Annotated in this window: 19 protein-coding genes, 1 tRNA gene and 1 pseudogene; 12 read left to right on the plus strand and 9 right to left on the minus strand. The window is 68.5% G+C overall.

The features are described from left to right. Positions 1 to 425 precede the first annotated feature (425 nt). Positions 426 to 1,631 (plus strand): IS110 family RNA-guided transposase, encoded by a 1,206-nt coding sequence (locus KBO27_RS18045; RefSeq protein WP_091679428.1) that lies wholly within the window; start codon positions 426 to 428, stop codon positions 1,629 to 1,631. A 54-nt stretch (positions 1,632 to 1,685) separates the two neighbouring features. Then, positions 1,686 to 2,558 (plus strand): recombinase family protein, encoded by an 873-nt coding sequence (locus KBO27_RS18050; RefSeq protein ID WP_091679426.1) that lies wholly within the window; start codon positions 1,686 to 1,688, stop codon positions 2,556 to 2,558. On the opposite strand, the gene KBO27_RS18055 is transcribed toward KBO27_RS18050, so the two are convergent. Together KBO27_RS18055 and KBO27_RS18060 are read right to left on the minus strand one after the other, a co-directional pair. After that, positions 2,528 to 3,967, minus strand: a complete 1,440-nt coding sequence (locus KBO27_RS18055) for a hypothetical protein (protein WP_210971100.1) — start codon at positions 3,965 to 3,967, stop codon at positions 2,528 to 2,530. The two genes, KBO27_RS18050 and KBO27_RS18055, sit on opposite strands and share 31 nt — an antisense overlap. Next, a complete protein-coding gene (locus KBO27_RS18060; RefSeq protein ID WP_210971101.1) occupies positions 3,964 to 5,097 on the minus strand; it encodes a tyrosine-type recombinase/integrase in 1,134 nt (377 codons plus the stop codon). The genes KBO27_RS18055 and KBO27_RS18060 overlap by 4 nt, the downstream gene beginning before the upstream one ends. Positions 5,098 to 5,278: 181 nt before the next feature. On the opposite strand from KBO27_RS18060, the gene KBO27_RS18065 reads away from it, so the two are divergent. The 4 genes from KBO27_RS18065 (at position 5,279) to KBO27_RS18080 (ending at position 9,886) form a co-directional block, all read left to right on the plus strand. Next, a complete protein-coding gene (locus KBO27_RS18065) occupies positions 5,279 to 5,644 on the plus strand; it encodes a hypothetical protein (RefSeq protein WP_210971102.1) in 366 nt (121 codons plus the stop codon). 74 nt (positions 5,645 to 5,718) lie between these two features. Beyond that, positions 5,719 to 6,012, plus strand: coding sequence for a hypothetical protein (locus KBO27_RS18070; RefSeq protein ID WP_210971103.1), 294 nt, complete (start codon positions 5,719 to 5,721; stop codon positions 6,010 to 6,012). Further along, on the plus strand, positions 6,009 to 7,673 hold the full coding sequence (locus KBO27_RS33755; RefSeq protein WP_246537504.1) for a tyrosine-type recombinase/integrase: 1,665 nt from the start codon (positions 6,009 to 6,011) through the stop codon (positions 7,671 to 7,673). The genes KBO27_RS18070 and KBO27_RS33755 overlap by 4 nt, the downstream gene beginning before the upstream one ends. Further along, entirely contained in the window at positions 7,667 to 9,886 is a 2,220-nt protein-coding gene (locus KBO27_RS18080; RefSeq protein WP_210971104.1) for a tyrosine-type recombinase/integrase, read from the plus strand. The genes KBO27_RS33755 and KBO27_RS18080 overlap by 7 nt, the downstream gene beginning before the upstream one ends. A gap of 11 nt (positions 9,887 to 9,897) precedes the next feature. On the opposite strand, the gene KBO27_RS18085 is transcribed toward KBO27_RS18080, so the two are convergent. After that, the gene (locus KBO27_RS18085) at positions 9,898 to 10,125 is read right to left on the minus strand and encodes a hypothetical protein (RefSeq protein WP_113694564.1); all 228 of its coding nucleotides are present in this window, start codon (positions 10,123 to 10,125) and stop codon (positions 9,898 to 9,900) included. A gap of 42 nt (positions 10,126 to 10,167) precedes the next feature. After that, the gene (locus KBO27_RS18090) at positions 10,168 to 10,947 is read right to left on the minus strand and encodes a hypothetical protein (protein ID WP_210971105.1); all 780 of its coding nucleotides are present in this window, start codon (positions 10,945 to 10,947) and stop codon (positions 10,168 to 10,170) included. Between the two features lie 15 nt (positions 10,948 to 10,962). On the opposite strand from KBO27_RS18090, the gene KBO27_RS18095 reads away from it, so the two are divergent. From KBO27_RS18095 to KBO27_RS33765, 6 genes and pseudogenes are all read left to right on the plus strand, one after another. After that, a complete protein-coding gene (locus KBO27_RS18095) occupies positions 10,963 to 11,388 on the plus strand; it encodes a hypothetical protein (protein WP_210971106.1) in 426 nt (141 codons plus the stop codon). A 144-nt stretch (positions 11,389 to 11,532) separates the two neighbouring features. Then, entirely contained in the window at positions 11,533 to 11,934 is a 402-nt protein-coding gene (locus KBO27_RS33760; RefSeq protein WP_307870471.1) for a VUT family protein, read from the plus strand. Next, positions 11,931 to 12,827: a deazapurine DNA modification protein DpdA family protein gene (locus KBO27_RS18105; RefSeq protein ID WP_113643329.1), complete on the plus strand. Its 897-nt coding sequence runs from the start codon at positions 11,931 to 11,933 to the stop codon at positions 12,825 to 12,827. Before KBO27_RS33760 ends, KBO27_RS18105 begins: the two co-directional genes overlap by 4 nt. A gap of 25 nt (positions 12,828 to 12,852) precedes the next feature. Further along, complete coding sequence (locus KBO27_RS18110) at positions 12,853 to 13,593, plus strand: recombinase family protein (protein WP_113694567.1); 741 nt, start codon at positions 12,853 to 12,855, stop codon at positions 13,591 to 13,593. 766 nt (positions 13,594 to 14,359) lie between these two features. Further along, positions 14,360 to 14,503, plus strand: a complete 144-nt coding sequence (locus tag KBO27_RS18115; protein WP_210971107.1) for a hypothetical protein — start codon at positions 14,360 to 14,362, stop codon at positions 14,501 to 14,503. Further along, positions 14,500 to 15,594 (plus strand): annotated as a pseudogene (locus KBO27_RS33765) (recombinase family protein); the annotation flags it as partial. The gene KBO27_RS18115 and the pseudogene KBO27_RS33765, both read left to right, overlap by 4 nt. A gap of 685 nt (positions 15,595 to 16,279) precedes the next feature. On the opposite strand, the gene KBO27_RS18125 reads toward KBO27_RS33765, so the two are convergent. From KBO27_RS18125 to KBO27_RS18145, 5 genes are all read right to left on the minus strand, one after another. Then, positions 16,280 to 16,352 (minus strand) — tRNA-Ala (locus KBO27_RS18125). 91 nt (positions 16,353 to 16,443) lie between these two features. Continuing rightward, positions 16,444 to 17,322 carry a SepX/GlpR family protein gene (locus tag KBO27_RS18130; protein WP_210971108.1) on the minus strand — a complete coding sequence of 293 codons (879 nt, stop codon included), beginning with the start codon at positions 17,320 to 17,322 and terminating at the stop codon, positions 16,444 to 16,446. Positions 17,323 to 17,587: 265 nt separating this feature from the next. Further along, positions 17,588 to 18,253 carry a GNAT family N-acetyltransferase gene (locus KBO27_RS18135; RefSeq protein WP_210971109.1) on the minus strand — a complete coding sequence of 222 codons (666 nt, stop codon included), beginning with the start codon at positions 18,251 to 18,253 and terminating at the stop codon, positions 17,588 to 17,590. A 6-nt stretch (positions 18,254 to 18,259) separates the two neighbouring features. Continuing rightward, complete coding sequence (gene glp, locus KBO27_RS18140; protein WP_132673828.1) at positions 18,260 to 19,483, minus strand: molybdotransferase-like divisome protein Glp; 1,224 nt, start codon at positions 19,481 to 19,483, stop codon at positions 18,260 to 18,262. Positions 19,484 to 19,543: 60 nt separating this feature from the next. Then, complete coding sequence (locus tag KBO27_RS18145) at positions 19,544 to 20,446, minus strand: UTP--glucose-1-phosphate uridylyltransferase (protein ID WP_210971110.1); 903 nt, start codon at positions 20,444 to 20,446, stop codon at positions 19,544 to 19,546. Positions 20,447 to 20,467: the final 21 nt, after the last annotated feature.

The raw sequence follows: 20,467 nt of genomic DNA on the forward strand, positions 1-20,467 counted from the left end.
CCGGCCTAGCCATGTCCACCGGCAAATGTCCTAACGGATCCGATCGGATACCTGGAAGGGCACCGGTGTCAGGCTTCGCGCGGCAAGGGACCTGTAGTTTCTCTCATAAATGAACAGTTGTGACAGTTCTGCGAACAGCCCGATCCGCCCCGAAGATCCGCAGGTCGCGATTCGCACAAAACCTCTCAGACCCCCCCCGTTACCTTTTTCGTAGCTCCTGATCAAGGAGTCGTGGTCGCCAGGTCCGGCATGACTGACGCCCCCAGTCGAGCGCATGATCCGGGGGGTGGTGTCACCGGACCTGGTGGCATCGAGGGACCGCTGATAGGGACACGGCCGCCCGCCGGGCAGGTCTCGTCGTAACGTGGGTGCCGGCCGTCGATGCCCGACCGGCGACCACCCGCGACGAACGAACGGCAGGACGGATGACCAGCGGTTACCAGGTGTTCCTCGGCCTGGACGTCGGGAAGGGCGAACACCACGCCGTCGGCCTGGACCCGGCGGGCAAGCGGCTTCACGACGCGCCGCTGCCCAACAGCGAACCGAAGCTGCGGGCGCTGTTCGACAAGCTCGCCGCGCACGGGCCGTTGCTGGTGGTGGTCGATCAACCGGCGACGATCGGCGCGCTGCCGGTCGCGGTGGCCCGCGCGGCCGGCCACCGGGTGGCCTACCTGCCCGGCCTGGCCATGCGACGCATCGCCGACCTCTACCCCGGCCGCGCGAAAACCGACGCCCGGGACGCGTTCGTCATCGCCGACGCCGCCCGCTCGCTGCCGCACACGCTGCGCCCGGTCGACGTCGGCGACGACGCCCTGGCCGAGCTGGACGTGCTGGTCGGGTTCGACGACGACCTGGCCGGTGAGGCCACCCGGATCGGCAACCGCATCCGCGGCCTGCTCACCGGCGTCCACCCCGCCCTGGAACGCGCGATCGGCCCGAGGATCAGTCACCCGGCGGTGCTGGAGATCCTGTCCCGCTGCGGCGGCCCGACCGGCATCCGCGCCGCCGGCCGCCGCAAGCTCACCGCGATCGCCACCGCGCACGCGCCCCGCATGGGCGACAAACTCGTCACCGCGATCCTGGCCGCGCTGGACGAGCAGACCGTCGTCGTCCCGGGCACAACGGCGGCCGACACCGTCCTGCCCCGTCTGGCCGACAGCCTGAAAACCGTTCTCCAGCAACGCAAACAGGTCGCCACCGAGGTCGAAGGGATACTCGATGCGCACCCTCTTGCCGGGGTCCTGACCTCCATGCCCGGCGTCGGGGTCAGGACCGCAGCCCGCATCCTGCTGGAGATCGGCGACGCCACGGCGTTCAAGTCCTCCGGCCACCTGGCCGCCTACGCCGGCATCGCCCCGGTCACCCGCAGCTCGGGCTCCTCCATCAAGGGCGAGCACCCGGCCCGCACCGGCAACCGCAAACTCAAGCGGGCGTTCTTCCTCGCCGCGTTCGCAGCCTTGTCCGACCCCACCAGCAGGGCCTATTACCAGCGAAAACGCGATGAAGGGAAGAAGCACAACGCCGCGCTGATCTGCCTGGCGCGGCGCCGCTGCGACGTCCTGTTCGCCATGCTCCGCAACAAGACCTACTACCGGCACCCCGAGACCACTCCTGCCCCGGCTGCGGCTTGACAACCACATAGGGACACCCCCCCGGTTTTGACAGAGTTCTGAGAGACTGGAGGTATGCAACTCGGACCCGACGACGCAGCGGCCGCGGTCGAACGCCACCCCTGCCCGCAATGCGACGTCCCCGCCGGCAGCGCCTGCCGCACCCGCGCCGGGAAGACCGCCGCGAAGTACCACACCGCGCGCTTCATCCTCGTGCCCGCGCTACGCGACGAACTCACCGTACCCGTCCCGGCCGATCGCGGGCCCGGCAAGAAGTGGACGCAGTGCCCCGAGGTCGCCGCGCCGGCGCCTGAGACGAACGGGGCGCCGATCCGGATCGGCTACGCTCGCTGCTCGACGGCCACCCAGGAGTTGCAAAGCCAGCTCGACGCGCTCGCGGCCGCGCACTGCACGCGGGTGTTCTCCGAGAAGATCAGCACCCGCATCAAGATCCGCCCCGAGCTGGAGAAGGCACTCACCCTCGCCCACGAGATCAAGATCGCGGCACCGGACCAGCCGGTGATCCTGACCGTGCACGAGATGAAACGCCTTGCCCGCAACGCCGCCGAGCTGATGACGCTGTCCGCCCAGCTGCAAGGTGGCGGGGTGCAGCTGGAGCTGCTGAGTGGGCCGCTGACCGGCATCTACGACCCACACGGTATGGGATCGATGCTCTTCGCCGTGCTCGCCGTCGCCGCCCAGCTCGACCGCGACTACATCCGCGAAAAGACCCTCGAAGGCCAGCAGGCCGCCGCCGCACGCGGCAACCACGGCGGCCGACCCAAGGTGATCGACGAAGACGACGTGCTCTTCGCCCGCGCCCTGCGCGACAAGGGCACCCCGATGCCCGACATCGTCAAGAAGCTGACCATCAAGACCGGCAAGAACGCCGGCCGGCACCCCTCAGTTGCCTCGCTCTACCGCGCCCTCGCCGACAACGACGCCTGACCAGGCACTACCCGACTACTTGGCAGGTTTCTCCCGTATCCCGGCGGTCCCCCTCCTACCGCTGCCCGACCTGTGGGGCCATGGGCCGTCTGCTGCGCGGGCACTGCGTATCCTGCATCGCGCGTCGGGACTTGGTCGAGCTGTTCACCCAGCCCGACGGGCAACCGGCCGCCTGGTTGGCGCCGCTGGCCGAGCTGCTGGAGAGCTACGACAACCCGTACTCGCTGTGCCTGTATCTGCGCCGGCCCGGCGGACAACTCATCCGCCGCATGGTCACCGGCGAACTGGCTTGCTCGCACGAGGCACTCGACGAGCTCCGGCAGACCACCGCGGTCCAGCACCTGCGCGGTACTCGCCGAGATCCTCGAACCCCGCGAGGAAGAACTCGCCCAGCTCACCCGCGACGTCCAGACCCTGCTGGCCCGAGTAACCGTCCAGTGTTTGATCTTCCGCTGGCGGTGGACGGCTTCCATGAAGGCGACCAGGTCAGCGCGGTGCAACTGGTCGAGGTTGGCGATGTGGGGGCGTTCGGTGTCCAGCCAGAGCCCAAACCGGCGCAACCCCCCGCGCAGGCTGGACATCGACTCGGCTCGCAGGACCAGCGCGCGCTCAGCGAGGTAGCGGTCCATCACCGCAGCGATGCGGGGCTTGCTGCTCAACGCGTGGCGGGGCAAGCCGCGATAGGGCACCGGCTGGGAGTTGATGATGCCGGCGTGGAACAGCGCCAACCCGGCGCGGAACGCATTGGTTCCCCACGCTGCGCTCAATCCGGCCAGGCGAGCTGGTGGAACAACCTCGCCGATCCCGGGCACCCGGTCCAAGTGCTGGATCGTGCGCCGCATCCCCTCCACATCGTCGGCGGTGACGGCGCCCAGATCCGGATCACCGCGGCGCAGTACCAGCCGGATCAGCGCCCACGACAGCCGGAAGCTCTGCTCGTCGTCGACGTGCCCGAGCGCGATCAATCGCTCTCGCAGGTCGTCGGCTTGCAGGCTCAGCGGCAGACCGAGCTGGTCGGCGACCCGCCACGGCTTGAGCACGCCGATGCCCAGCAGCCAACCCCAATCCAGGCGCAGACGGCCGGTCAACGCGAGATAGGTCAGGTAGGTGCGGGCGTTGAAGTTGATCCATCCCAGCGTCGGATCGGCATCCGCAGCCGGGCTGGCACGTTGGTTCTGGGACTCGCCGGCCCGCCAGCCGAGCCGTTGCCGCAACGGCAGATCGAACCAGACCGTCAGGTCCGGATAGGTGCCCCTGAACCGGCGGGAGAAGTTCAAGTGCTTGCGCCGCCCAGGTTCGGTCAGCGGCATCCGCGAGGTGAAGGCCGCGTACTCGACGTCGTCGCAGTGGCAGGGGATCGTCCGGCCGGAGGTGGGCAGTGAAGCGCGTAGCGCCCCGTTCCCGCTCACCGCGGTTGGTCCCCGACCGCGTGCCGGTAGTCCTTGACGACTTCCGGATCACTGACGCGGATGTAGACCTGCATCGACTCCGGGGTGGCGTGTCCGAGCCGGGTCATCAGCGTGAGCTCCCGCATCCCGCCCTCGAACATTCGCGTGGCGTGGGTGTGGCGAAGGCTGTGCGGCGTCAACCACGCATCCCGCACCCCGGCCCGTTCGGCGGCGCGGGCGAACATCCGCACCGCACCGTCATAGCCGAGCGGTTCGCAACGACGTTTTCCCTTGCCACCAACCAGAAACACCCACGAATCCTCGGCGTCTGCGGGTCGTTCGTGCATCACGTAATCGGTGAGCGCGGGCAGGGCACGGCCCTCCAACAGGTCGACGACCCGGTCGCGGCGCGACTTCTGGCGAACTCCTCGTGGATGGTCGTTCCGCTTCCGGATGGTGACCCGCCGCTGCCCGTAGGAGATGTCCTCCAGCCGCAGACCGAGCGCCTCGCCGGGGCGCAGGCCGCCTTCCCACATCACCTCCAGCAACGCCCGATCCCGCCGCTTGCGCAGCTGGCCCAGCAGCGCCGAATAGACCTCCGCAGCCATCGGGCGCGGCAACGCCTCCACCGTCTTCACCCGCAACACTCTGCGCACCGGCCGCTGTTTCCGAGCGTTGTCCAGCGGCGGGCGCGACCGTCCCGGCACCCTCGCCGCGGCCTGGTCCGTCACCTTGACAATCGGGTTCTCGCGGCCCGCGTAGCTCTCGCTGGCGATCAGGAACTCGTAGAACGACGACACCGCGGCCATGATCCGATTGCACGTCTTCGCCGACAGCACCCGGCCCTCACCAGCGACCACGCCCAACTCCAGACGCTGTGCCCGCCGCGACGAGGACACCAGCCGCAACCACTGCAAGAACTCCATCGCCCGCGCCGGAGTGAACTCACCGGCCGCCAGCCCCGCCTCGGCCAGGAACAAGTACAGCTTCTGCAGGTCATGGGCATACGCCCGAACCGTATTCGGCGAGAACTCCCGAACAGCCAGCAACCGCAGAAACCCCTCGACCTCGACCACGGACGCGCCGGTTCCGTCAACCAGACGCACAGCCGGCTGACCAGGACCAGCACCAACCACTTTCACCACGTGCATGTGCCGAACCCTAAGCCCGTCACGCACCAGCCGCCGTGGCAACAAAGAGTGAACTGTCCAGATAAGACGGTCGCCTGGCCCCGCCCCGTTGCCTCCCCGGATGCTGCCGACCCCGCAGGCCCGCGACGGCGACAACCGAGGTCCGGCGGACCCGGTGCGGCGTCGAGCTGGTGGGCATCAAGTGAATCTGCACGACGCGGTGGACGCGGTGATGAAGCTGCTGCCTACGCCGACCGCCTCGGATGCGAAGAACTGCACTCACAGGACGCAGGGTGGTGGTCCGTCGCTGCCCGACGAGGCGCGGCTGCTGCCGACGCCGAGGGCGTCGGACACCGGCACGGCGGGTCGCCGGGCGGGTGCGGGTTTCCGGCCGCCGTTGTCGCAGCAGGTGCTTCCGCTGGTCGACCCCGAGGCGTTCCTGCCGACGCCTCGGGCGACCGACGGGACGAAGGGCTGCCCGGCGCAGCGGGGGTCGAAGGGCGACCTGATGCTTCCGTCGGCGATCATGCGGCTGCTCGCACCGGACGCCGACGGCGGCATCTCGTAGCCGTCGCCGACCCGGATCTCGCCTCGCCAGCATCGGTGCATCCCGAGGTGGACTGGGGCGACTACGCGCCGGCCGTGCGGCGCTGGGAACAGGTGCTCGGGCGACCCGCACCGTTCCCCACGCAACCGGGCGTCCATGGGCGCCCCGTGCTGGCCCCGGCCTTCGTCGAATGGCTCCAAGGGCTCGAGCCGGGCTGGGTAACGGGACTCCCGCTGCCGCGCACCGCGCAACTTCGTGCGTTGGGCAACGGCGTCGTTCCGCAGCAGGCCACGTATGCCGTCGGGTTGCTGCTCGCCGACCTCGCCGCGCTCCTCGGCGCCGGTTCCACCGAGCCCTCCGGATATGCGGAGGAGGCGAACGCGGCATGACCAATCCAGCCTCCGTTCACGACGCCGGTCCGGTCTTGCGATGCCTCTCGCTCGGCGCCGGAGTCCAGAGCAGCGCCGTCCTGCTGCTGGCCTGCGAGGGCGTGATCCCGCGCTTCGATGTCGCGCTGTTTGCTGACACCGGCTGGGAACCACGCGCGGTGTACGCGAACCTCGCCCGGCTCCGTGCGCACGCGGCGAAGTTCGGCATTCCGGTGCGCACGGTGTCGGCGGGCAACATCCGCGACGACGCGCTCGACCCGGCCCACCGGTTCGTGTCGATGCCACTGCATGTCCTCAACCCCGACGGCAGCCGTGGCTTGGCGCGTAGGCAATGTACTAGCGAGTACAAAATTTCGCCGCTGAAGAAGACGGCACGCGAACTGCTCGGCTACCCGCATCCACGACGGGTGCCGCGCGGGGTGTACGTCGAGCAGGCCATCGGCATCAGCACCGACGAGTTCACCCGCGCGAAGGACTCGGGCGTGCGCTACCTGCGCAACGTCTTCCCGCTGATCGACCTCGGCTGGGACCGCACGCGGTGCGCCGACTATCTCGCCGAGCGCGGGTTCGGCGAGACGGTGAAAAGCGCCTGCGTCGGGTGCCTTATGTGGAATCTGAGCTGGCTAGGTTGCCAGTTCATGATCACAGTGCAGTGGGAGCGCTATCCCCTGGTAGACCAGCATCCTGAAGGCCGTCGATGGTTGCAGTTCACAGCGAACATCGGGCGAGCCTGGAACACGGTGGACGCCTACGGACGCGCGGTGGATGACCATCTCGCGTTCTGCTTGACGATCGGCACCAGCCCGGAAGCGGCGCGGCCGGATGTCGTCGCGGCGTGGATCGGTGACATGCATCAGCGGCCGAACCGGAACGGCGGCGTCGGGCTGGCGAACTCGACCATCCAGGTACGGATCATTGGTGTCCGGTCGTTCTACGATTTCCTTGTCGAGGAAGGGATCCGGGAACGCAACCCGGTCCGGCGTGGACAGTCCAGCCGCCGAGGAGGTCAGGCGAGGCAGGGCTTGGTACGGCGGGTGGAGAAGGCGCCGTGGATCCCGAACGACCATGCCTGGGACCGCATCCTGCGGGCGTGTGAGCACGAGCCGGTGCGCAACCGGCTGATGGTGACCTTCGCCTACGACGGCGCGCTGCGCCGCGAGGAGCTGGTGTCGCTGGAGCCGGGGGACCTGGAACCGGCCTGGTCGTTGATTCACCTGCGGGCGGAGACGACCAAGTCCAAACGCGCCCGCGAGGTGTCCTTCGGCACCACCTCCGCGCAGCTGCTGGTGGCCTACCTGCGCCAGCGCGGCGAGCTGTTCGGCCGAGTCGACAGCGGCCTGTTCCTCAGCGAGTCCCGCCGCAACCGCGGCGAACCGCTGGGCCGATCGAGCTGGTCGAAGATCGTTACCGGCGTCGCGAAACGGGCCGAGGTTCCGCAGCTGTCCACCCACACCTTCCGGCACCTGCGGCTGACCGACCTGGCTCGCGCGGGGTGGAGCATCGACGAGATCGCCCAGTACGCCGGTCACCGTGACCTGTCCACGACGCTGAAGTACATCCATCTGTCCGGTCGGGAACTGGCCGCCAAGCTGCACAAGGCCACCCGCTCGTTGCAGGCTGACCGCGAGCGCCGTCTCGCCGCTCTGGTGGAGGCATGGTGACCGCGCGGAACGGCGAGCTGACCGTCACCGAGCGGGAGGCGCTCGCCAAGACCTACGACCAGCCCTGCCCTCGGTCGAGCCAGGCGCGCAGGCTGGTGCTGCGGAGGCTGCTGGAGCCGATCAACGAGGTGACCGGTCACTGGGGCGAGAAGAACGCCGCCCGCGTCTGCAACAGCGTACTGGGCCGGGTGCACAAGGAACAGCGGCCGTACTGGCGCTGGGATGAGGCGACCTGGATCGACCTCGCCGAGCAGGCCGGAGTCTCCAGCGACCGCGCGCAGCGCGCGCCGGTGATCGCCGTGGCGCACCTGCTGGGCCTGCACCGCAGCTTGCACCACCATGTGCAGGTTCAGGAATCGAGGGTTGCCGACCTGGTGTTCGGCCGCGACGCGTTCCAGGTGGTGTTGGCCGAGGTGATCGACACGTTGCGCTCGTGGGACGCGTCCCAGCACACCGTGGTCGGCCAGATCCCGGCGGCGTTGAGCGACCTGCTGCTGGTGACCGGCACGCCGCGCCTGCAGGACATCACCGAGCAGCGGATCCGCGAACTGGCCGAGCGGTATCCGGCAGGTGCGCGGCGGCGCGGGCTGATCAAGATTTCGCGGGTGCTCGCGCACAAGGGCATCATCGCCACGGCGCTGCACGGTAACGACACTCAGCGCGGACCGCGGCCGGACACCCTGGCCACGGTGCCACCGAGCTGGCTGGCCTGGGCGCAGCGCTGGCGAGACCTGTCCACTCATGAGCCGGGCACGATCCGCGGGATGTTCTCGGTGATCCTCATCGCCGGACGCTGGGCGGCCGAGAAACACCCCGAGGCGCTCGAACCGCAGCTGTGGACCCGCGATATCGCCGCCGAGTACGTCGCCGACACCCTGCACGCGGTCCACGGGCAATGGGCCGGGCACAACCGCAACACCACCAAGCGCGGCCAGCCGCTGACCGCCGTGGGCAAGGTGCAGCGCATCGACAGCCTGCGCGGGTTCTTCTCCGACTTGATCGAGTGGGAGTGGATCAAACCCAGGTTCGACCCGCGCAAGGCCCTGGCCGGACCGCTGTCGGTGCGCGCCCAGATCGGCCCGAATCCACGGATCATCGACGAGGTCTCCTGGGCCAAGCTGATGGCCGCCGGGCTCACGCTCAACAGCGAGGACCTCAACGAATACGGCACCCCGCGGGCCAAGGCCACCGCCGATGGCCGGCGGTTGTACTACCCGATCGAGATGGTCCGCGCCCTGGTCGGCGTGTGGCTGTTCGCCGGGTGCCGCATCGACGAGATCCGCCGACTGGACGTCGACTGCATCGACCGGGACGAGGGCCGCGACGACAAGACCGGGGAGACCTTCCCGATCTGCCTGCTGCGAGTGCCGCAGAACAAGACCTCGCGGCCGTTCTCCAAGCCGGTCGACCCGATCGTCGGCCAGCTCATCGATGCGTGGAAGCACGTCCGGCCGTCGCAACCCAAGATCGTGGACCGCAAGACCGGTGAGCACCGCGAGTTCCTGTTCTGCGTCCGCGGCGAGCAGATCGGCCGGGCCTACCTCAACGACACCGTGCTGCCCGCGCTCTGCCGCAAGGCCGGTATCCCCGAATCCGACTCCCGAGGAGCGCTGACCAGCCACCGCGCCCGGTCCACCATCGCCACCCAACTACTCAACGCACTTGAGCCACTGTCCATTGCGGACCTGAAGGAATGGTTGGGGCACAAGCACTTCTCCAGCACCCGGCACTACGCTGCGATCCTGCAACGCCGACTCACCGCCGCCTACCGCAAGGCCGACTACTTCGCCCGCAACGTGCGCACCATCCAGGTGCTCATCGACCGGGAGACCATCCTGTCCGGCGGCGCGACCGATGGTGAGCAGCCGTGGAAGTACTACGACCTCGGGGACGGGTACTGCACCTACGACTTCTTCGCCAAATGCCCGCACCGGCTCGCTTGCGCCCGCTGCCCGTTCTACCTGCCCAAGGAATCCAGCGCCGGGCGCTTGCTCGAAGTCAAAGACGGCGTCGACCAGATGCTCGAACGCCTCACCCTCACCGACGACGAACGCGCCGCCCTCGAAGGCGACCGCGACGCCCTCGCCACGCTGGCCGAACGCCTCGCCAAAGTCCCCACCCCCGCCGGGCCTACACCGGAGCAACTCGGCACAGATCGCGCGTTCGTCGCGCTCACCACCGTTCAGGACAGCCTCACCGGAGGACGACCATGAACACCCCACCACTACTCGGATCCAGGCCCGAACAACACCTCGCCGTCACTGCCACCGAGCAGAAGCGTGAACCGGTTGAGATCGTTGCGCAGCTGGCGGGTGTCGTAGGCGCGGTTGCCGACGAAGCTGCTCAGCGACTCGTCGACGTGATCGGCCTCGGTGGCAAGCCAGTCGTGGACGAACTGAAACAGCTCGACGAGCTCGGCCGCGTCGCCGATGTCCAGATTTACAGAGGGCATGATGGGCACAATCCTTGGTCAGGGTTGGCTGAAGGTTGGGGATCAGCCAGACGAGTCTGTGCCGGACTCCTGCTGGCCAGCGGGCAACGGGATTGGGACAGTGGTCTGCCCGCCGGGATGTTCAACGACCAGGGTGAGAGCGCGTGCTTGTTCCGGTGGGCCTGGTTCAAGCGTGCACCTCTCGACAAACAAGACGTGCGACCCCGATCCACCCCCGCCTCCGCCTCGATACTGGGTTCCGACATCATCCCACCCGCGCCAGCGCACACCTGGTCCGAACCGTTCTCGCATCCGACGCGCATCGATGTCGACATGCGCGAGATTCAGCGCGAGGAAGGTCGACCACACCTCCAGGCTCACCAGATTCGCCGTTACCTCCCCGATCGTGAGGCTGCGTCCCACCAACGGAACAATGTGGCGCAGTACGGGAGTGGGCGGATCTTCGATTGCCCGCCGCCACTCGGGTCGCTCAATGCCCACTCGCCTGGCCACAGCCTCGCCGCTGCTCGTGGCCGACGTCTCCTGTCGCACGACCGTGAGCCAACCGGAACGCTGCAGGGTCACCTCCAGGTCGGCGAGGATCTGCTCGGCCTCCTCCTGACGGAGTGCCCCCGCGGCCACCAGCCCGATCGCCACCCCACGGATCTCAAACCGGTTGAAGCTATTTTGCCTGCCGAGTGCCGGCTGTCCCTTGCCCGCTCCCAGACTGTCGGCAATCAGCTTCTCCAGATATCCACGCCCGTCCATACCGTCATCCTGCACCACCGAGAGCGGGAAACGGGCCTCGTTCTGCGAAGTCTCGTGTCGCTGGAGCAGAGGCAAGGATCATTGCCCGCCTTGTCTCGGCAGCAGCGGCCCGGTCGAACCAATCGACTCCCAACCAGCGTCACCCTCGCGCGACAGCACAGCAGGCGGGCACATCGTTACCGGATATTCGCAATAACTTGCCCATTCCACGGCAACGCGGGCTGGCGCTGGCTGCGCGACAACGACCCCGACGGCTGGGCCGAGGCGGTCGAGTTCGACAAAGCCATCCGCGACGGCTACCCGCACGCCACGACTCAAGGTCAGCAATTGCGCGGGCAGTACTTCTTGCACCGGTCTTGTCGACCACTCGGCGAAGTCGACCTCGACCCGCCCGCTCTCGGAAAGCGGCACCTGCGGCTGGTCTCCACCAAGGCGGTGGAGGAGGACGATCCCGACGGCTGCTCGCCGTGGTCGTGCCGGTCCGGCGCACCGGTCACTGTGGAGCGTGCGGCATGACCGGGCTGCCGCGCTCGCCCGCGACGGCGGGGCACGGGCTCGTCTGGGCGGGTCTGGCGGTGTCGGCCGCCTACGTCGGCTCGGTGGTGATGGCGAACTGGGCCTTCCACGCACTGGTCGGCTCTGCTCGTCAGCTCGCTGATCGTGCCCGCCGGCACGCTGTGGGCCGGGGTGACGCTGACGCTGCGAGACCTGCTGCACGAGACCCTGGGCACGTCGGGCGTTCTCGCCGCGATCGTGGTGGGGGCGTGGCTGTCCTGGTCGTTGGCCTCACCGCAGATCGCCGTCGCGAGCGTTGTCGCGTTCGCCGTGTCCGAGTGCGTCGACTCGGTCATCTACGGCCGGATTCGGGGCCGGTCGCGGCTGGGCGCGGTCGTCGGCTCGAACGTCGTCGGGCTGGTGAGCGACAGCGTGCTGTTCGTGCCGCTGGCGTTCGGGTCCTTCGCCGCAGTGCCCGGTCAGATCCTCGGCAAGGCGGTCGCGACCGCGCTCACCGTTGCGGTGTTGCTGCTCGCGAATACCGCTCGGCGGGCGGTGTCACGATGAGGTTCTTCCTTGGGACCCATCAGCCGTCCTGGCTCGCCCGCGATCTCGGTGTCCCACTGTTGGTCTCCCACCGCAGGCTGGCCGATCGGCGCAGCCTTCCGCGCGCGAGCGCGCCGTGGGCGTGCGACTCCGGAGGCTTCACGGAGTTGTCGATGCACGGCAGGTGGCGCATCGACGAACGCGGCTACGTCGCGGCGCTTCGCCGCTACGCCACCGAGATCAGCAACCTCGCGTGGGCCGCGCCAATGGACCACATGACGGAGGCTCATGTCTTGGCACGCACCGGTGCGACGGTGCGCGTCCATCAGCACCGCACGGTCGCGAACTACCTGCGGCTGCGTGATCTCGCCCCCGAGTTGCCGATCATCCCCGTACTGCAAGGCCAGTCCATTGCGGACTACAACCGGTGCGCGGACTTCTACGAACGACACGGCGTCGATCTCGCCGCACTGCCGCTGGTCGGGGTGGGCAGTGTGTGCCGACGCCAGCACACCGCTGAAGTCGAGCAGATCATGCGGTCGCTGTCGGCTCGCGGGTACCGCTTGCACGCTTTCGGAGCGAAGGTGCTCGGGCTGGGGCGCTATGCCGACGCGATCTCCAGCAGTGACTCGGCGGCCTGGAGTTTCCGGGGCAGGTATGTGCCCGGCTGCACGCCCAGCCACCGCAGCGAATCCAACTGCCTGCGCTTCGCGCTGGCTTGGCACACCAGGCTTCTGACCTCCTTGCGCGCCGAAGAACCCGGCCATCAGTCCGACCGCGGGCCGACTTCCGCGCGCGGCAAGGGACCGCGAGCAGGCGGCCAGAGAACCGGACGCACCCGCCCTGGCTCGCCGCGTCCGCGCCAGGCCGGAGGCCGGACGGCCGCTCGCACGCAGAACTCGCGCGCCTCATAGCCCTTCACGGAATTGGAGAACCGCCATGCCTTCGAACACCACCGCGCAGGATGAGTCCGGCGACCGCATTCCGCGTTGGGCTGCGACCGCCGGCCGCCAGACTTTCGGGCAGCGCCTCACAGCGATGGGCGTCCGGCTGTTCGGGTCGGCGACGGAGCCGGACACCGGTGAGGTCACGCCGTCGTGGCGCGTGCGGCAGCACGTCCTGCGCGACTACCACGCCGCGAACCTTGTTGCGGCCCGCACCGTGTCCGAGGAATTGGTTCGCGCCGGTTTCAACACCGGAGACGTGCCTTATGGCTATCGCGCTCGGCGGGTCCGGGTCACTCCGGCGGGCCGACGAGCGCGCTGGCGCACTCGGCTGCAGATCGAACCGGTCGAAGCGTCCACGGTGCGGATGATTTTCGTGTGGAGGGGCGAGGATCGCTTGTCCACCACGGAGATCCGTCGCCGACTCGCCGCGTCCCGCTACCCCGCGCCGTTGGACCCCGAGACAGGCGAGCCAGGCGTGTGGACGGTGGCGATTGTGCGGGCGATCCTGCGTAACCCGAAGTACCTCGGCCGCCAGGTCTGGGGGCGCACCCACCACGGAAAGCCGACTCCGCAAGCTGACTGGGTCTGGTCGGAGGTGTGGGTGCACCCGCCGCTGGTGACCGCCGAGGAGTTCGCCGCCGCCGACCGGCGCTGGTGGGGTGTCCCCGCCTCGGCCGGGGCCAACGACTTCTCCGCGAATGCGCTGCCGCCCGACCAACGGCGGGCCGCGTGATGGCCACGAACCACTACCCGGACGGGTTGACGATCGAAGCCATCACCGCACTGCAGCGGGAAGTCGACGATGAACTCCGGCGGGAGGGCTACCCCGTTCCGCCAGTCCAGCAGGCGTTCGTGGCGGTCCGGCCAGCCCCGGCCCACAGGCTCCGGGCTGACCACTCGTCACCACGAGCCGAGGGCTCGCCTACGCGGTCGCTGCCGACCGGAGATGGCCCCGTCCGGAGCCCCCAGCGGTCCAGCGGACAACGAGTGCGCCCGGCCGACGACGTGGCCTCCCGTTCCGGGTCGGGTGACCTATGACTCCGCAGAGAAAGAGAAGGCAGAGAAAACGCCATCCCGCCAATTCTGGGGGCGTTGCGATCCGAGGCATTCGTCACGATCCGCCTGACATTCGCAAGCTCGCAAAAGTCATCGTGAGTCTCGCAACAACAGCAAGGCAAGACGAAGACGCGCCCGAAAACGACTCGTTCGGTACGCAAGAATCAAACGTTGCATCGGAAGAGCAGCAAATCGACCATTCGGAAGCGGCGTAAAGAATCACGGCACATCGAGGTAATATTTGAATTGAAAAAGGAGACGCCGACTTTCGAGCGGCAGCCATTTTGTGGCGATCTCCATTCCGAAATAGACGAGAAGAGCGTGGGATGACGGGCGCGAACGCAGAACCTTCCGGAAACTGGTGCAAAGGTGTTTTCTCCGCAACGCTATCGGCGGCCTCGACCGCAGCGGAGCCGAAGCTTCGGGTCGTCACCTACCGGCGTATGGCATCAGACGCCCCGGCCACGGCTGCCTCCCTGGACGCGCAGCGCGCGGCGTGCCAACGCCTTATCGAAGAGCTCGGCCTGCACCTCGTTGACGTGTTCATCGAGCCCGAGCACTCGGCGACCGAGACGAGCGCGCGATGACCAGTGCATACGACGATCTCGTCGACGAACTGCTCGGGGATGACGCTCTCCCTGCCGTCCTATCGACGGTCGCCGAAGCGGTGGAGCCGGGAAGCCGGGCAGTGATCTATCTGCGGGTGTCATCGGCTGGCCAGGTCAAGAACGACTACGACCCCGAAGGTATCTCGATACCCGCCCAGCGCGTCAAATGCCAGCGCAAAGCCGAGCAACTCGGCTTGACGATCATTGATGAATACGTCGAGCCTGGTCGCACAGCGACCGAGATGTCGAAGCGAGTCGAGTTCCAGCGGATGCTCACGCGAGTTCGCAACGCGGGCGACGTCGACTACATCATCGTCTACAAGCTGTCCCGGATGGCGCGGAACCGGCTCGACGACGCCATCGTCATGGCCGATCTCCGTAAGCGCGGGGTCACCCTCGTGTCGGCCACCGAGTCCATCGACGACTCGCCGGTCGGTCAGCTCATGCACGGCATCCTGGCCACCTTCAACGAGTATCAGTCGCGGGAGTCCGGCGCGGACATCGCGTACAAGATGAAGCAGAAAGCCAAGAATGGCGGCACGATCGGCCGCGCGCCGCTGGGCTACCTCAACGTCCGAGACCGGTTCGACGGCCGCGAAATCCGCACCATCGCCGTCGACCCCGAACGCGCGCCCTTTGTCCAGCTTGCTTTCGAGCTCTACGTCACCGGTGACTACTCGTTGGAAGACCTGTCCGACGAGCTCTACGATCGCGGCCTGCGCACCCGGCCCACCGGTCGCCATCCCGCCAAGCAAGTCTCGATCAACAAGCTCTCCATGATGCTGCGAGACCGCTACTACCTCGGATACGTAGAGGTCGATGGCGAGGAGGTCCAAGGCCGGCACGAGCCACTCATCGACGAGGACCTGTTCGATCGCGTCCAGGATCTCCTCGAGTCCCGCTCCACGGCAGGAGAACGCCGCCGCGAGCACCCCCACTACCTCAAGGGCTCGTTGTTCTGCGGACGCTGCAAACGAGCGGGCATCACCCAGCGGCTGATCGTCCAGCACACCGTCAACTCCCGAGGCAGCGAATACACCTACTTCTTCTGCCGCAACAAGCAGAACGGCAGCTGTGAAGCACCGCACATCAACGTCGCCCTTATCGAAGACGCCGTGGAAAACCACTACGCCACGATCCGCTTCAGCGCCAAGTTCGTCGCCACCGTCCGCGCCGAAGTCGCCCGCACCATCGACGAGCAAGAAGCGTCCGAGCGACTGCTCCACAAACAACTCACCACCGAGTTGCAGGCGCTGGACACCCGCGAAGAGAACCTCATCGAACTGGCGGCCGACTCCACCATCGGGCAGGACAAGATCAAGACCAAGCTCCGCGAGATCGCCCGCCAGCGACGACGCCTCGGCGAACGCCTCACCACCACGACCGAGAACCTCTCCGACAGCGCCCGGCTCATCGAAGCCGCGCTCACCTTGCTGGAGAACCCCCAAGAGCTCTACCGCCGCTGCGACGAACAGCAACGCCGCATGCTCAACCAAGCGATCTTCCACAGCATCTACGTCGATGACGACCAGATCGCCGACCACAGCCTCCGAGAGCCCTTCGCACATCTGCACGCCGTCCAGAGCGACTGGCAGACCACCGACGTGACCGTGCCGGAGCCACGAACCGACACCCGACCCCGAAATGCCAAAAGGGCCGCCTCCCAAAAGGGAGGCGGCCCCGTGGCTACCAACGGTCTTCAGGTCCTACTACGTGGCGTTGTTTCGGTGCCGTGTTCTAGTAAGACCCCTAGGGTGGAGCTGAGGGGAATCGAACCCCTGACCTTCTCGATGCGAACGAGACGCGCTACCAACTGCGCTACAGCCCCTCACCAGAGGTTCAAGCCCTCCGGCTTTGTTGTGAAGGAAGCTTAGCAAGTCCCGCATCGGGCTCGTGCGGCACCCCCCTCTTCGCGAGGATCACTCGCCGGCTGCCCTCCGGTAGGGCTCCCAGGTGCGCTCGTCGAGCTCGTCGAAGACCGGGTCCTCGTCGTCGATCTCGACGCGGACGCCGGGGACGACGGGACGGATGTCGGCGTTGCGGTCCTGGGCGGAGACGGGCTCCGGCCTGCGGTCGTCGACGACCTCGTCCTCGTAGTCCTCCACGAACTCGTCGAGCTCGTCGAACTCCGGGTCACCGGCGTAGTCGTAGTCGTCGTCGAGGTCGTCGCGGCGGTAGTCGTCGCGCTCGTCGTAGTCGACCTCGTCCTCTTCGAGCTCGACGTCGTCGCGCTCGCCGTTGATGCGCGCGAGGCGGCGGGCCCGGATGTCCTCTTCGATGCGGACCTGCCTGCGCAGGTAGGTGAGGTAGCCGACCAGCGACAGGTCGACGAGGGCGTGCCCCCACCACAGGACCGGCCACAGCAGCGCGGCCAGCAGCCCGGTGGTCACCGCGAGCAGCAGCATCGTGAGGACGATGCGCTGCCTGCGCGCGTACTTGGCGCGGGCGACCAGCGCCGCGGCTTCGGGGTCGTAGCCGCCCCGGCCAGGACGGTAGCGGCGCCCGGCGCGGACGTCCTCGCTGTTGACGGGGCGCCAGTCCTCGTCGTGCTCCTCGAAGGTCTCGTCCACGTCCTGCTCGTCCACGTCCAGCCCGGGTTCAGGCATCCCGACCTCCACCCTGTCGGTTGTCGCGGCTTCCGACCTCGCCGGTCGCCGATCACTGCCGCGTCGCACGACTCGGGCGGCGAGCGCGGAATCGGTGGTCTTGGACACTTCTTGCCGGCGGCGGGCGAACATGGGCACCAGGACGACCAACCAGGCCGCCGCCAGCGCAGCGAAGATCAATGAGCTCGGCATTCCTCGCCACCTCCCCTGGCCACCGGCAGTGCACAAATCTGCGATCGCCACGCTAGTCACATCAGTCACTCGTGTCTCGCAGCCACGCCGCGCAACACTTGTGCCTCCGACTACAGAACCGCACGAACAGAGCAGTCGCGAGCAACATCGACACCGGCGTGTCGCCTTCCGCACCGCCGAATGCGCTCGTTCGAACGACCATCCGGCCCAACCTCGGGCGCGTTGCCGCAGATCAGTGGTAACGGTGTGCGTTCGATCTCAGAAGTCAGCAGCGGGTGGCGCCGCCGGAGCGGATCAAGCGGGCGACGGCTCCGTCGGGGATTTCCTCGGTGGTCAGGGCGTAGACGTAGTGGTCCCGCCAGGCACCGGCGACGTCGAGGTACCGCTGGAACAGCCCTTCTCGGCGGAACCCGGACTTCTCCAGCACGCGGATGCTGCGGTCGTTCTCCGGGCGGACCGTGGCCTCCAGCCGGTGCAGCCCGACGGAGCCGAAGCAGTGGTCGACGGCCAGCGCCACGGCTGCCGGGGCCACTCCCCCACCGGCGAGCCTGCTGGCCACCCAGTACCCGACCCACGCCGAGCGCAGCGCACCGCGAACGACGTTGCCGATGGTCAGCTGACCTGCGAACTCGCCGTCGACGACGATCGCGAACGGCAGCGCCTGGCCTCGGCGGGCCATGCCGCGCAGCGCCGCCCACTGGGCGGGCCAGGCCGAGGGCGAGTTGCGCTCCCGCCAGCCGCCGAGGGCGGTCGGCTCCCACTTCTGCAGGTAGTCGCGGTCCTGCAGACGGGTTCGGCTCCACAGCCCGGCGTCGCGGAGCCGGAGCGGGCGCAGGGCCACGGTGCCGCGGGCGGTCCGCAGCGGACCGAGTCGCGCGGGCCAGCCGGGGTGGCGCCCGATCGGGAACCCATCAGAGTCGGTGGGCTGCATCCGCGCTCACGAACGCTGCGAGAGGAACCGCACCTGCACGTCCTCGCCCGCCGCGACCTCCGTGATGTCCTCTTCCACGACGATCAAGCAGTTCGCCTCGGCCAGCGACGCCAGCAGGTGCGAACCGGAGGTGCCCAGCGGCTGCACCAGGTAGGAGCCGTTCTTGGGGTCGCGCAGCAGCTGCCCGCGCAGGAATCCGCGACGGCCCTTGGTCGCCGTGATCGGCGAGAGCAGTTCGGCGGAGACGCTGCGGCGGTTCGGGTTCTCCTTGCCCAGCGCCGAGCGGATCAGCGGCCGGACCAGCACCTCGAAGACCACCAGCGCGCTGACCGGGTTGCCGGGCAGCACGAACGTCGGGATCTCGTCAGGGCCGAGCCGGCCGAAGCTCTGCACCGAGCCGGGCTGCATCGCGACCCGGTCGTCATCGAGCGATCCGAGGTCGGCCAGCGCCGAGCGCACGTCGCCCCCTGCGGTGCCTCCGACGCCGCCCGCGATCACCACGATCTCCGACAGCAGCAGCCGTCCTTCGACGACCTCGCGCAACCGGCGCGGGTCGTTGCTGGCGATGCCGACGCGGGTGACCTCGGCTCCGGCGTCGCGCGCCGCGGCGGCGAGGGCGTAGGAGTTGACGTCGTAGACCTGGCCCTGGCCGGGCGTGCGGTCGACGTCGACGAGCTCGTCACCCAGGGAGATGATCGAGACGCGGGGACGCGGGTGCACCAGCACCTTGTCGCGGCCCACCGCGGCCAGCAGCCCGACCTGCGCGGAGCCGATGGGCGCCCCGCGCCGCACGGCGACGTCGCCGGTCTGCACGTCCTCGCCGGTGCGGCGGACGAACGCCGCCGACGGGACCGGCTGCTGCACGGTGATCTTGGCGGGGTGCTCGTCGGTGTAGCCCAGCGGGACGACGGCGTCGGCGAGCGTCGGCAGCGGGGCGCCGGTGGCGACCCGCACGGCCTGTCCGGGCTGCAGCCTGCGCGGCTGCCGCGAACCGGCCGGGATCTCCCCGACCACCGGGAGCACGATCGACTCCTCGGCGGCCGTCTGCACGTCGACGCTGCGCACCGCGTAGCCGTCGACCGCGGCCTGGTCGAATCCGGGCAGCGCCCGTTCGGCCACGACCTCTTCGGCGCACAGCAGCCCCTGCGCCTCCGAGATCGCCACCCGAACTGGGGCGGGCCGGACGGCGGCCGTGAGCACGCGCGCCAGCTGCTCGTCCACTGACCTCATGGCTGTCGCCTCTTCCCCGCTCCTCACCGGTGCCGGGGTCGGCCTACCCGGCGCTCGGCATCAGCTTCTGTCGATCCGGTCGGCGAGCCAGTCCCGCAGGTCCGGCCCGTACTCGGGATCCGCTAGCGCGAAGTCCACCGCAGCTTTCAGGAAACCGCCAGGATTTCCCAAGTCGTGTCGCCCACCGTGATGGACCACGACGTGAACCGGGTGTCCCTCGGAGATCAGCAACGCTACGGCATCGGTGAGCTGAAGTTCGCCACCGGCGCCGGGCTCGATGCGGCGCAGCGCGTCGAAGATGGCCCGGTCCAGCAGGTATCGGCCCGCGGCGGCCAGCGTCGACGGCGCGTCGCCCGGGGCGGGTTTCTCGACCATGCCGTTGACGATCTTGACGTCGTCGGAGTCGGTGTCGGCGACGTCGAAGACGCCGTAGGCGGAGATCTTGTCCCGGGGGACGTCGAAGGCGCACAGCACGCTGCCGCCGTAGCGGGCGCGGACCTCGGCCATCCGCTTCAGCACCCCGGTCGGCAGCACCAGGTCGTCGGGCAGCAGCACGGCGACCGCGTCATCGTCGTCGGCGAGGGCGGATTCGGCGCACCCCACGGCGTGTCCGAGGCCGAGGGCCTTCTCCTGCAGCGCGGTCTCGGCCTCGATCAGCTCCGAGGCCCGGTGCACCTTGGCCAGCAGGTCGTCCTTGCCGCGGGCCTTGAGGGTCTGCTCCAGCTCGGGGCTGGGTTGGAAGTAGTCGGCGACCGCGCCCTTGTCGGGCGACGTGACGATGATCAGGCGCTGCGCACCGGCCTCGGCAGCCTCGGCCGCCACCAGCTCGATCCCGGGGGTGTCCACGACCGGGAGCAACTCCTTGGGCACCGCTTTCGTGGTGGGCAGGAACCTGGTCCCCAGTCCTGCCGCCGGCACGATGGCGGTCCGGAACGCGGTCGGCGTGCTCGTCGGGCTGCTCATGACGCCGCAGCTTATCGGTCA

Source organism: Saccharopolyspora endophytica (assembly GCF_018070075.1).
GTDB classification, from domain to species: domain Bacteria; phylum Actinomycetota; class Actinomycetes; order Mycobacteriales; family Pseudonocardiaceae; genus Saccharopolyspora; species Saccharopolyspora endophytica.